15 protein-coding genes are annotated in these 12,214 nt (G+C 46.5%); 4 read left to right on the top strand and 11 right to left on the bottom strand.

Features of this window, described 5'->3' with window-relative positions:
• Window positions 1–60 precede the first annotated feature (60 nt).
• Window positions 61–576: a bifunctional 3-hydroxydecanoyl-ACP dehydratase/trans-2-decenoyl-ACP isomerase gene (gene fabA / locus FIU82_RS07560; protein ID WP_152440755.1), complete on the bottom strand. Its 516-nt coding sequence runs from the start codon at window positions 574–576 to the stop codon at window positions 61–63.
• 238 nt (window positions 577–814) lie between these two features.
• Here fabA and FIU82_RS07555 point away from each other — a divergent pair, with 238 nt between their 5' ends.
• The 3 genes from FIU82_RS07555 to FIU82_RS07545 are packed head-to-tail and all read left to right on the top strand — an operon-like array spanning window position 815 to window position 2,955.
• The gene (locus tag FIU82_RS07555; protein ID WP_152440754.1) at window positions 815–1,678 is read left to right on the top strand and encodes a 6-carboxytetrahydropterin synthase; all 864 of its coding nucleotides are present in this window, start codon (window positions 815–817) and stop codon (window positions 1,676–1,678) included.
• A complete protein-coding gene (locus tag FIU82_RS07550; RefSeq protein WP_152440753.1) occupies window positions 1,671–2,531 on the top strand; it encodes a M23 family metallopeptidase in 861 nt (286 codons plus the stop codon). The genes FIU82_RS07555 and FIU82_RS07550 overlap by 8 nt, the downstream gene beginning before the upstream one ends.
• Complete coding sequence (locus FIU82_RS07545) at window positions 2,521–2,955, top strand: acyl-CoA thioesterase (RefSeq protein WP_022944214.1); 435 nt, start codon at window positions 2,521–2,523, stop codon at window positions 2,953–2,955. The genes FIU82_RS07550 and FIU82_RS07545 overlap by 11 nt, the downstream gene beginning before the upstream one ends.
• Before the next feature lie 90 nt (window positions 2,956–3,045).
• Here the strand turns inward: FIU82_RS07545 and FIU82_RS07540 are convergent, their stop codons facing one another.
• From FIU82_RS07540 to FIU82_RS07515, 6 genes are read right to left on the bottom strand one after another with little or no spacing between them, the layout of a single operon-like run.
• The gene (locus FIU82_RS07540) at window positions 3,046–4,128 is read right to left on the bottom strand and encodes a hypothetical protein (protein WP_152440752.1); all 1,083 of its coding nucleotides are present in this window, start codon (window positions 4,126–4,128) and stop codon (window positions 3,046–3,048) included.
• A 44-nt stretch (window positions 4,129–4,172) separates the two neighbouring features.
• Window positions 4,173–5,492 carry a Na+/H+ antiporter family protein gene (locus FIU82_RS07535; protein WP_022944212.1) on the bottom strand — a complete coding sequence of 440 codons (1,320 nt, stop codon included), beginning with the start codon at window positions 5,490–5,492 and terminating at the stop codon, window positions 4,173–4,175.
• 3 nt (window positions 5,493–5,495) lie between these two features.
• Window positions 5,496–7,436 carry a DUF3488 and transglutaminase-like domain-containing protein gene (locus FIU82_RS07530; protein WP_152440751.1) on the bottom strand — a complete coding sequence of 647 codons (1,941 nt, stop codon included), beginning with the start codon at window positions 7,434–7,436 and terminating at the stop codon, window positions 5,496–5,498.
• Window positions 7,433–8,410, bottom strand: coding sequence for a DUF58 domain-containing protein (locus FIU82_RS07525; RefSeq protein ID WP_172972719.1), 978 nt, complete (start codon window positions 8,408–8,410; stop codon window positions 7,433–7,435). Before FIU82_RS07525 ends, FIU82_RS07530 begins: the two co-directional genes overlap by 4 nt.
• Window position 8,411: 1 nt before the next feature.
• Window positions 8,412–9,320: a MoxR family ATPase gene (locus tag FIU82_RS07520; RefSeq protein WP_253946303.1), complete on the bottom strand. Its 909-nt coding sequence runs from the start codon at window positions 9,318–9,320 to the stop codon at window positions 8,412–8,414.
• 11 nt (window positions 9,321–9,331) lie between these two features.
• Window positions 9,332–9,712: a response regulator gene (locus tag FIU82_RS07515; protein WP_022944208.1), complete on the bottom strand. Its 381-nt coding sequence runs from the start codon at window positions 9,710–9,712 to the stop codon at window positions 9,332–9,334.
• A 474-nt stretch (window positions 9,713–10,186) separates the two neighbouring features.
• Between FIU82_RS07515 and FIU82_RS07510 the strand changes: the two genes are divergently transcribed.
• Entirely contained in the window at window positions 10,187–10,663 is a 477-nt protein-coding gene (locus tag FIU82_RS07510; RefSeq protein ID WP_053911629.1) for a hypothetical protein, read from the top strand.
• A gap of 141 nt (window positions 10,664–10,804) precedes the next feature.
• Here the strand turns inward: FIU82_RS07510 and FIU82_RS07505 are convergent, their stop codons facing one another.
• From FIU82_RS07505 to FIU82_RS07495, 4 genes are read right to left on the bottom strand one after another with little or no spacing between them, the layout of a single operon-like run.
• Window positions 10,805–11,218 carry a hypothetical protein gene (locus FIU82_RS07505; RefSeq protein WP_152440749.1) on the bottom strand — a complete coding sequence of 138 codons (414 nt, stop codon included), beginning with the start codon at window positions 11,216–11,218 and terminating at the stop codon, window positions 10,805–10,807.
• Window positions 11,215–11,358 (bottom strand): hypothetical protein, encoded by a 144-nt coding sequence (locus FIU82_RS18640; protein WP_157576504.1) that lies wholly within the window; start codon window positions 11,356–11,358, stop codon window positions 11,215–11,217. Before FIU82_RS18640 ends, FIU82_RS07505 begins: the two co-directional genes overlap by 4 nt.
• Before the next feature lie 3 nt (window positions 11,359–11,361).
• Window positions 11,362–11,763: a hypothetical protein gene (locus tag FIU82_RS07500; protein ID WP_152440748.1), complete on the bottom strand. Its 402-nt coding sequence runs from the start codon at window positions 11,761–11,763 to the stop codon at window positions 11,362–11,364.
• Window positions 11,756–12,154, bottom strand: coding sequence for a virion protein (locus tag FIU82_RS07495; RefSeq protein ID WP_253946302.1), 399 nt, complete (start codon window positions 12,152–12,154; stop codon window positions 11,756–11,758). Before FIU82_RS07495 ends, FIU82_RS07500 begins: the two co-directional genes overlap by 8 nt.
• Window positions 12,155–12,214 lie beyond the last annotated feature (60 nt).

Genomic DNA, 12,214 nt, shown 5'->3' with positions numbered 1-12,214 from the left:
GAGCAAACGAATAAAAGAACGCCGCAATTACGCGGCGTTTTTCGTCTCTAGCGTCTACATTTAAAAAGCGCTGGTATCTTGGAATAAACCCACTTTTAGATCTTTAGCTTCATAAATAACGCGACCGTCTACTTCCACTGTGCCATCGGCCATACCCATGAATAATTTACGCTTAATCACGCGTTTCATCTGGACACGGTAAGTTACTTTTTTAGCAGTAGGCAAAATTTGTCCGGTGAATTTTACTTCACCTACACCCAGGGCACGCCCTAAGCCAGGGCCGCCAGACCAACCAAGGAAAAAGCCAACGATCTGCCACATTGCATCGAGGCCAAGGCAGCCGGGCATCACCGGATCGCCTTTAAAGTGACAATCAAAAAACCATAGGTTGGGGTTAATATCGAGTTCAGCGACAATTTCGCCTTTACCGTATTGGCCACCGTCATCAGTGATTGAGGTGATACGGTCCATCATCAACATGTTATCGATAGGCAAGCGGCAGTTACCTTCGCCGAACATTTCGCCTTGGCCACATGAAACCAAGTCTTCTTTGGAGTAGCTATTTTTTTGTTCCATAACACACTTTATTGTCGAAAATTTGCCAGCTACTTTAGCGTACACTTGTACGCTAAACAACTCTGAACAGTGCTTTAGGATGTTATTTTTACGCCATTTTTGTGTCTGTAGTGTGACTGCTTCGTTATTGCCACGTAGCAATGTTGGATTTATCACCAAGGATTCAAATTCAGGCAGCATTTTTACTTCATCCCTTGTATAATTGCGACATCTTCTCAACTGCATGCAAGGACAGTGTATGACGCTCTTCGTCAACGACTTAACCGTGATTGATTTCTCCTTTTTTTGCCCCCAGCGCGGCCCGGTTGGTGAGAGTTGGATTGTTGACTTGACTTTAGACGGTGATTTGAACGATGAATCCATGTTGCTTGACTTTGGTTTAGTGAAAAAACAAATCAAGGGCATTATTGATAACAGTGTTGACCACACCCTGGCGGTACCCACTAAAGCCAATATCGATATCCTTCAGGGCGATGACAAAGTGACGCTGAAAAGTAACTTTGGCGATAACAACGAACACCATTTCGCTATGAGCGGCCCAAAGCAAGCGGTTTGCTTGATTGACGCACCGAGTATTAATGAGCAAGTAGTGACCGAGTATCTAGTCGCTGAAATCACTCCTCAGCTGCCAGAGAACGTCAAGGGTATTACTTTGTCGTTGCGTGCTGAGCAGCATCAGAGCTTTTATTATCACTATTCTCATGGCCTAAAAAAACACGACGGCAACTGCCAGCGAATTGTTCATGGCCACCGCTCAACGTTAGGCGTTTGGCTAGATGGTATGGCCATGCCCAGTGTGCAAAAGCAGTGGGCTAAGCGTTGGGCTGATATTTACTTGGTCAGCGAAGAGGATGTGGTGGAGGCTGCACACTTACAAGATATAAGCGCAGCACCAGGAGACATCTGTAGCCGTTACCATGCTAATCAAGGTGAGTTTGAATTGGCAATCAGTGCAAAGCGTACTGAGGTACTGCCTTGTGATACCACAGTCGAATGTATCGCCGATTATATGGCCAAGCAAATTAAGCAAGCTTACCCGGATAAGCAAGTAGAGGTTCGCGCCTATGAAGGTGTAGGCAAAGGGGCGATTGGTTATGCTTAAACGTATGGCAATCACCGCCTTGCTCCTTGGGGCATCATTGTGTGCGCCCATTAAGAGCGAAGCCCAAGAGCTGCCGACCCCATTGATTAAAGGTCAGTTGACCCAAGGTGGTATGGTTATAGGACAGCTACAAGATGCTAAAAAGGTCGTTTTTGCTGAGCGCGAGCTTAAACTTAGCAAAGATGGCTATTTTGTTTTTGGCTTCGGCCGTGATGCACAAACTGATCAGCAATTAAAGTGGCAAAGCCAAGATGAGCAATGGCATCAACTTGATTTCAGCATTGCGGAGCGCGAGTATCAGATAGATAAAATAGAAGGTGTGGCAAGTAAATATGTCGCCCCGCCTGAAAAGGTTTTAGAGCGCATCCGTAACGATGCAAAACTGGTTCGCCAAGCACGTGCTAACAACAGTGAACGCACGGCGTTCCTTGAGCCGGTATATCGTCCTGCAGTGGGTCGAATTTCTGGTGTGTATGGCAGCCAGCGTTACTTTAACGGTACCCCTAAACGGCCACACTTTGGTCTCGACATCGCTAACAAGACAGGTACACCTATCTACGCACCAATCAGTGGTGAAGTCGTGATGGCGCATCCTGAGCTTTATTATTCCGGTGGCACCGTCATTTTAGACCATGGTTATGGTATTACTTCCACTTATATTCACATGCACAAGGTGTTGGTTGATGTGGGCGATACCGTGAAAACCGGCGATGTGATAGGGCAAATAGGGGCTACTGGCCGGGTAACTGGCCCCCATTTAGATTGGCGTTTCAATTGGTTTAATGAACGATTGGATCCACAATTACTTATGATTGATACATTAGCGAGTGAAGTTAATACGAATGAGCAGTAAGTTAGATAAAGAAGCCGTTGTTGCACAGCGCATAGAAGATTCGGAAACATCGGTGACTAAAACCGTGTTTCCTGGGCGTACCAACCATCATAATACCTTATTTGGTGGCGATGCACTGGCATGGATGGATGAAGCGGCATTTATTGCAGCCACCCGTTTTTGTCGCAAACCATTAGTGACTATTTCGTCCGACCGTGTTGATTTTAAAGAAGCAATACCGGCGGGCACATTTGCTGAGTTGGTTTCTCGCGTAGTCCATGTGGGCAATACCAGCTTAAAAGTGGATGTGGAGATATTTCTTGAAACCATGCACCGCGATGACAAACATTTAGCGATTCGTGGCAGCTTTACCTTTGTTGCTGTGGATGACAACCACAGGCCAACGCCTGTCGTGTGCGAACGCATGCTCAACGGGTTTAAATAAATTCTTATTTGTTAGGCCGCAGCATCGCGGCCTTTATTTCACCAATAAGTGAACACATCATACAATGTATAGTTTTTACATTACGCAGCGTCAGTGTGTGGGGTAGTAATATTGGGCTTTGACAACGCCGCCCATGTCTAACCCCAATAGCAATGAAACGGACTGCTCATCGCTGCTCAGTAGCAATAGGCTTAATACGCCGCCATGATAGTCAGCGTTTTTATCATACTGAAAGCGCTGCCATTGCTCGCCACCATTATCACTTACGTCGACATAAAGAGGCTGGGGAGCACGTTTTTGACTCTTGTTCCACCCAGCACTAATTAGCGTGTGAGTATTTTCTGTATAGATAAAATCAAAATAGAAACGATAGGGTACCTGTTCATCTCGGTAGATTTGTGTCCACGTTTCGCCTTGGTCGGCACTTTTCATTAAGCCACCTTCACCACTGATAATAATCTCCCCCTGGGAAGTGGTCTTAATCGCTTTAATTGTGCTCGGGGCAGGAAACAAGTCGTGGTATTCCTGCTGTGCAAGGTTCTCTAAATCTACGCGACGTAATATTGGGTTTTCGATTGCACCTTGGCCACCGTACCACAGCATATTGCCGCTTTTGTGCATAGAGGCCGTCATGCCGGTAGCCGCATACCCATATTCTCCTGCCAGCGCTTGCCAACTTACTCCATCATCATAGGAGGCCGAAAGAACCAAGTTCCCCGTCCCGTATAAGGCTGATTCAGTGCAATAGAGTGCGTAGATGTGTTCACTTTCGCTTGGGGCAAAACGATGCTCAATATGACTTAGCTCTTCGTTCATCGACACTTTCGTCAGTGTCGAGCGTTGGGCTGGGCGAGTGGCATAGAAAAGCTCGGTGCTGTTTGCACACATGGCACTGATAGGGGCTGAGGTCGTGGCTACTTTCTGCCACTGAGTAAACGTGTCATTGCTGGATTTAAATAAGCCGGTATCAGTCCCGGCATAAATCGCATCGTTGAAATGAACCAGGTGATTAATGCGCTCGCCCGACAGTCCCGCATCTGTAAAGGTAATACCTGAAGGTGTTGGCTCAGGTTCAGGGGCTGGCTCTATCGGTGTTGAAGTTGCATTATCGCTGCCGACGCAGCCAGTTAACGTAGCACAAATAACACTGAGTAATGTTAGTTGCTTGAACATCTCACCTCCTTGTGTGGGTATTAATTGGCTAAAATCTGTCCCCTTTATAGCACAAGGGCCGCTAGCCACCCAAACAAAACCAGTGGAATATTAAAATGTAAGAAAGTTGGTACCACGGTATCCCATATGTGGTCATGTTGGCCGTCGACATTCAATCCTGAAGTGGGCCCGAGTGTTGAATCTGACGCCGGTGAACCTGCATCACCCAGGGCACCCGCTGTGCCTACTAATGCAGCCGTGGCCATTGGGGAGAACCCCAGTTGCAAACACAAAGGAACGAAAAGTGCTGCAATAATTGGAACTGTAGAAAATGAGCTGCCGATCCCCATGGTAATGAGTAGTCCTACTAACAGAATAAGCGCCGCCGCTAATGGTTTGTTGCCCTGAATCATATCTGCTGCACTGGCAACGAGTGAGTCAACATGACCGGTGGCTTTCATAACTTCAGCAAATCCTTGCGCTGAAATCATAATGAAGCCGATCATCGCCATCATCGCCACTCCTTTGGAGAACACATCTTGATTTTCATGCCATTTAACAATGCCAAACACAGTAAACACAATCACCCCAACAAGACCACCGAGAATCATCGATTGACTCAGAAATTGAGCTGCGAGTGACAGCACGATTGCCACAGAGCCTATGGCTAAGACCTTTGATGGGTGGGCTATTGCATTCTCAGTCTCTTCTGTGGCGAGCGATATATTGTTATAGCTGCGGCTTTTGCGATAACTGATAAAAAGCGCAACACATAAGCCGAAAACCATGCCCAGTGCCGGGATCACCATAGCTAGAGGAACGCTGGTTTTGTCGATTGATAAGCCATTCTCGACCAAATTTAAATGCAAAATGTTGTATAAATAAATGCCCCCAAAGCCATAAGGCAACACCATATAAGCCGTAGCTAAGCCGAAGGTGAGTGTGCAGGCGAGGGCGCGGCGGTCTAACTTTAAGCCATTCGTGATACCTAACAGCGGTGGAATGAGTATAGGAATAAAAGCGATATGAACAGGAATGAGATTTTGTGATGCCAAAGAGCAAAAGAGAATCACTGAAAGCACCGCAAAAGATAAAAACCGCGAAGAAATATGCTCTTGCCCCATCATTTTCAATAGTCGACGAGCGAGTAAAGTGGTGAGGCCCGATTTCGAGATAGCCACTGCAAAGGCGCCGAGCATAGCATAACTGAGAGCAATTTCAGCGCCGCCTGAGAGGCCATTATTGAACGCTTCCACCGTAGTTTTTAAAGGTAGTCCAGCGATTAATCCGCTGGTTACAGCTGCGACAGTCATTGCCACGATTACGTTCACTCGTAACAGGGTGAGTGCAAGCATCAAAATGACGCCAATTAATACCGAATTCATATTCTAGCCTATTATTTTTATTGCTTTTTTGACCTGTTTTACAAGGTCTTTTTTCTGTGCTTTGGTAAGCGGGCGTTGCTTATAAGCGGCCAATGTATAAAGCTGCTCTATACGTGCAAGTGGCGTTGCCGCGCCGGGGCAGTGTGTTGCTAATTGTGCCAGCTTTTGCTTGGGTGTGCTATTTTGCGTGCTAAGCAGTGCCTGTTTATCTGCATATAAAAACAGCCTATTCAGCCATTTAGCGCTGAAGCTCATTGACTGCTGTTGTTTGCGACTACCCAATAACAATAACCCAAGTAGAACAAGTGCAACCACGCAAAGGGCCAACACCATGCTGTACTGTGCTATTTGGTTACCGAGTAAATCTTTAAGCACGCTTTTTTGTTTTTGTTGATCAAAACCAAGCACCCACTTTGTCCAGCTGTAATCGAGCTCTTCCAATGTTAATCGCAACCAGTTCAATGCCTCTATATGGCTCAACTGTAATAAGCCGACATCAAGGTTATCCATAAACTCTTGTTGCAATTCTTGAACCTGAGAGAGCGAGCCATTTAATCGCTCTGGCGCGACCACACTGGTTGCATCAAAACGCTGCCATTGATTGCCATCATAGTACTCAACCCAGGCGTGGGCATCATACTGATATACACGCAGGTAATTACCCTGTTCACTTTGCTCTCCTCCCAAATACCCTGATACCACACGTGCAGGGATCCCGGCAGCACGCATTATAAATGCACTTGTACTGGCATAATGGCCACAAAAGCCACGCTTAGTTTGGGTTAGAAATACGTCAAGGGAGTTGTCATCGGTGATCGGTGTTGGAGTCAACGTGTAGCTAAAGCCTTGTTGTTCATAAAAGCCCATCAGCCGGCTAGCAAACTGGTTTGCCGTGTTTGTACTTTGACTCAACTGCCGGGCTAAGGCTCTTGCCTGCGGATTCCCATCCGTTGGCAGTAGGCGGTTAAGACGTGATTGGTAATTAGTCAGGACACTTGCTTGCACCGGTCGGTAAAGCAATGGGTATTGAAAGCTCGATGCTGCTGACTCTTTGCGCTTAAGTAAACCGCCTCGTAAATTCTCTACTTTTTGACTCGGGCTAACACTGTCTTGCAATGCATATAGCCAGCGGTTTGCGGAGCTTTCTAAGTACAGAGTGGCCTGAGCGCTATAGCTCTGCCAGTCTATATCTGTACGAGGGCGAGGAGGGCGCTGCGCTTTTATCCATGCTTTGCCGTCGAATTCTTCATGATTAAGCGCTCGCCAATAATAGGGGGGCGCAGGAAGTTGCCCTGGAAACTCAGCACGAAACACCAAGTCATCGGACTTCGCCAGATTGGCAATATTGAACGGGTCTATACGCTCATTAAGGCCTGTTTTAGCACCGCCAGCGCCAGGAAGTTTCCAAAATGCAGGCACTTTGGGAATAAATAACAACAATAACGCAGCGATGGGGATTGCCATAGCGAACGAGCCAAGTGCTTGAAAGTAGGCTCGTTTGGGCGTGCGAGCACCATGTAAGGCGGCTAAAGATGCCAACAAACAAACGTAAAATATGGCCACTAATATTGAGCTATATAAAGACTGTTGATAAAGGAACACAGTCGATAATGAAAAGAAGGTAAGCACAATGACAGTCGATAGCTGCTTGGACGTTTTCGCTTGTAAGAGCTTTAATATTGCTGCCTGTAACAGCATTGACACGAACAGTAGGACACTTTCATCATAGCTGACCGACACAAACAGCACACCTAAACAAGCCGCAGCCAATAAGTTAGTAGCCAGTGCACCTGGGCGAGTCAATGACTTGTTTGCCAGCAATAAATTCCAAAGACACAGTAACAATAACAGGCTCAGCATTAAGGAGGGGAGTTCTGCGCCTATTAACGTGAAAATACCGATGTAGATGACACTGAGCACCGTGCTAACAAAAGACAGCATCATTTCTCTCCATTTTTAAATAAAGCCAGTGCACGCAATGCATTAGTATAATGGGAGGGGCTGTTATCAGCATCAAACTGAGTATTGCCAATACGCAGCGCAAGCTTTGTTTGGGTGCTTTTCGCCTGCTCAATGGAATAGGCCATTGCACTCAGACGTTGCTCAACACTGCCTTGTAGTGATGCGTAGTCGAGCATATATTGCGCATCCTGATAAGATACAAACTCTTTCACTAACAACTGCTCACGCTTGGCAAAGTGTTTCCAAGAAATGCGGCGGTAGTCAGCACCTTGTTTATATTCATTCAAGGCATAAAACTCTTCATTTCCTGACTGTGGCTTAAGCGCGTTCACTTCACCTTGGTTTTCACTGGCCTCATAGGTCAGTGCAGTATTGTGCGCTTGTGCAGATGGATAAACAAAGTAATGGGCATGTGGCTCTAAATAGCTCCATACTTTAGCGAGGCCAAATGGGAACCCCGTTGAAATCTGAAGTCGTGTTGCTGGATACTTACCACGGGAACATTTACGGCCACTTACAAGCACGACCTGGGCATCTTGGCTAACGCGTTCCACTTCCTTACATTGACCTTGCCACGTTAGTTTAACGCCATAGCTGGTACGCGAGTTATTGCATACAGTAATATTCAATACAGGTGTTTGGTTCGCAAAAACATCACTAATATTATTAAATTTGACCTCGAGGCCCTTTAAGTTGGTATAGGCCTGAATTAACGACATCAATACCAACACCAACATCAAATAAGAGACAACTTGCACTAGGTTATTCTGATAATTGGCGGCCAAGATAAAGTTCAACACGGCAATAAGTAAAAAGCCCAAGCCCAGCTTAGATGGCAGCACATATAACGTACTGTGACCCAGTGTCAGGTGCTTTTTTTTGTGTTTATCACGCAGCAGTAGGGATTCTATTCGCGTTCGTATGGACGACCATCCCTGTTGCATTGTTGCAAGCATACTAAAGCGGAACCTTGACGCGAGCGAGAATATCACTGCATACAGAGCCTTGACTGTAAACGTCATGCGGATTAATACGATGCTCACAAATACTAGCGAACACAGCTTGCACATCTTCTGGCATAACAAAGTCACGGCCTTCCATAAATGCCCAAGCCCGTGCACCCTGGGCGAGCGCGATGCTGGCACGAGGAGATAAAGGATGACTGATATCTTTATCATGACGGGTGTGAGTTACGAGTGACAAGATATAATCAACAACGGTATTGGCTATAGTGACCTTATCAACATTGGCCTGCATGGCTTGTAATTGCTCGGCACTGATAATGGCATCAATCGCTTTATCACGCTGAGGAATATGGCCACGAATGAGTTGTTTTTCCGCATCGGCTGGGGGGAATCCTAAGCTTAAGCGCATAAAGAACCGGTCTAGCTGTGACTCTGGCAATAGAAAGGTGCCGGATTGATGCTGTGGGTTTTGCGTTGCAACCACAAAAAATGGAGTAGGGAGCGTATATCGTTCAGAGTCGATACTGACACAGCCTTCTTCCATGGCCTCTAGCAACGCACTCTGTGTTTTAGGGCCCGCGCGGTTTATTTCGTCGGCGAGTACCACTTGGCTAAATACCGGGCCTTTATGAAACGAGAAGCGCTGCTCTTGAGTGTTAAAAATGCTCGCCCCCAGAATATCTGCTGGCAACAAGTCACTGGTAAATTGAATACGTTGATAACTCATCCCCAGGGCTTGTGCCAAGCCATGCGACAGGGTTGTTTTACCCATACCTGGAAGATCTTCTAATAATAAATGGCCGCGCGCTAACATTGCACACAGAGCTAACTTTATTTGCTGTTCTTTGCCATAAATAACATCAGCTAGGCCTAGGGTCAGCTGTTTTAATTGTTCTTGCATAAGGGGGCTTATTAATTTAGTTCTAAACGCTTCATAACCATATCAACCTTATTCGCGTTGAATGGTTTGCTAATGTATTCTTGCGCACCGAATTCCCAGCTATGTTCTACGTTTTCCTGGGAGTTATGATCAGCGCAAAGGATAATTCGACTGTGGGGATGTAAATCTTTTAGGTAACTGACGACGTCGCAACCATCAGTGTCTGGGAGCGCTATATCCACAAATATCACCTCTGGCTCCAGTTGTGATAACAGCGGTTTGGCCTCTGCGACATCTGTAGCAACCGCGACTTGGTCGTAACCCAGCTCGGTGAGGATGGTGGTCAAAGAACTTCGCATGGACTGATCATCATCAATGATCAGAATCGGCTCCAAAGGGCGAACAAACTCCATAATACGTCTTTTTATTCGTGGTTTGGTTACTAATACTATGCGATAAGCGCATATTGCTCAATACAACCATAGACTAAAGCGCAGTAACTAACTAGGAAATTGTATAAATTGGTAAATGAACAACACTTGTCACAACATACTATACTAAAAGCCGTAATGACTCTAAAATGTCCGATACCGTCTAGTATTGGACTTTTAGTGTCGGTTTCTATGATAGTTATTTGGTTATTATAGTAACCTCCTATAAATTAGATTATGTTAAATAGCCTCAAAATGACTACTCGCAGCACCATTCTATAGTTCAGCCAAAATGACAGCCCTAAGCCTTGTTTTCATAACTTTTCTATTTTGGGTATTTTTGGCGAAAATTTTTTTAAATTTTTTTTCTTGTCGCCCTGTTTTGTGCCGATAAGTACCGGACTTTTTTCGTAAGTATGACTGGTTCGGATAAATCGACACATTAAAGGAGTGAAAATGATCGATTTTAAACGACTACTGCGCAATGCAGGTTTTATTACCGACCAGGGCTTAATTGACCGTAAAGGCGCGATGGCCGCTTTGGGAGTCAGTGAAAGCACGTTAGATAGATGGATGCGCACGAACAAGCCCACACCAAGTGCGACGACGTTGCTTGAGTCCATGGCCGCTGGCGGTATTCCCCAACAAGGCGATTGGGTTGGTTTTATGATTGGCCGTGATGGCCGCTTACATACCCCGCACGGTGCCAGCTATTCTCCCCAGGAACTCGAGCGCGTGTGGTTGTTGATGCAAAGTAATCGCTTCAAAGACCGAACGATTATCAACTTACGACGTGAAATATCTCAACTTCATAACCTGGTGCATACCCGTGATAAGCTGCGTGAAATGGGCACAGAGCTTGTTAACATGGCTGATAACTGGGAGTTTTTAAACGAGCTGGCCGAGGTAGTAACCGACGATACCGGTACGTAATTTATTACGTAATTTTAGTCCTGGTTCGTAATCTGCGAGCCAATTATTACGAACCAGGCTCATTGTTCGTACGAACAAAAAAAGGGCCTGCATACGCAAGGCCCAATCCTTTAGGAGAATTTAACGATAGCAAAGCGCCCTTTACACTGGCTTAACTGCCTTTGCTTTGCGGATATTACCAATTACCGATGGCACGACATTTTTAAGTGACGAAATCCCCCACACACCGCCATTAATGGCTATCCAGGTTTGCACTAGCCACGGTGGGACATTCTCTAGGTTCGCGAATATCTCTTTACCATGAGCCGGACTGACGACGGTGATCACAATTGGCGCCGTGAACATGGCATACGAAAAGTAACGCAGCCCTTTGTCCTTATCCTGCAAATTCGCCATTTCCCATTCATGGTTATAGTCCTTTTCGCTTTGGGCCAATCGCGCCTGGTTCTGGATGACGGCGAGGTTACGTTCATGCTCGGCTTGCTTCTCGGCGGCGCGGTTCTTGAGCCACTGTTTAACGGGGGCAAAGATGCCCCCTAACCATTCCCAACTCATTTTGGATCCCTTAGCGCTTGAATGTCGTCGCGCAGTTGCTGCATTCCTTGCTTTATCCAGGCAATATCCGTTTTATTGATGGCCGTGCATACCAAGACGGTGATCACGTTACTCACTAGGAGCAAGTCGAACTTGTCCATACCCTACCCCTTAAGCGCTGTAACGATGGTTGAGGCGTTCACCTCTTGCCCTATGAGCGGATAGTAGGCTGGCTTTAACTTGAGTTGGGGGTCGAATATCTGCTCGATATAATCGCCGTGGTCCTCATGCGTTAAATACATGGCTTTTAACCAGGTGCGGTCTATCACCTCATAATCAGCGCCCAATTTATCAGGCTTGAGATAAAACCCTGGGTTGGGGTATTTGATATACCCCGAGCCATTAAGGGCAAACTGAATTTCTGCCAGCGCATCGGCCACGGGGCGCGTAACCCCTGCGGCGATGTTATCAGCGGCATCGTAAAAGGTTTTCCCTTTTTTCAGCACGTAGAGGCCAGCGGCAGCAAGCAGCAAATAAGGAAAGTTAACGGTTAAGAACTTACCCATAGAACCCCCATTCAAAGCCCTGGCGAATTTCGTCCAGGCTAAACGGTTGTGAGCCGTTTTCCATATGTATCATTGCCGCGAGCACTTGCGGATAAGTATCACGGTCTAGTGCCTGGTTGCGTGGTAGGCCCGTTTTTGTTGTCACGAATTCAATATAGTTCTGTGTGTCGTTCTCGCTCGGTGGTGCCCAGCGTGACACAATACCTTCGATGTCACGCAGCTGGTGACGGTGTGCATAGGTGCGCAAGATGCGCCCTGCTGCTCGCAAGCCATGCTTCGGCGTTTCGAACACGACAAAGGGGCCATCTGTGCCCGTCATGCCCTGCCACTTATCGCCACTGTACTTGATGTTTAACGGGTTGTTGTTGCGTAAGCCTTTTGCCTGTGCCATGAAATATGCTCCTGAAATTAGAATGAGTGCCCCGACGGCCAATAGAACGTGGTTTCTGTT

Source organism: Pseudoalteromonas sp. THAF3 (assembly GCF_009363775.1).
In the GTDB taxonomy this organism is placed as follows: domain Bacteria; phylum Pseudomonadota; class Gammaproteobacteria; order Enterobacterales; family Alteromonadaceae; genus Pseudoalteromonas; species Pseudoalteromonas ruthenica.
This window is presented reverse-complemented; position numbering and strand designations above follow the sequence as displayed.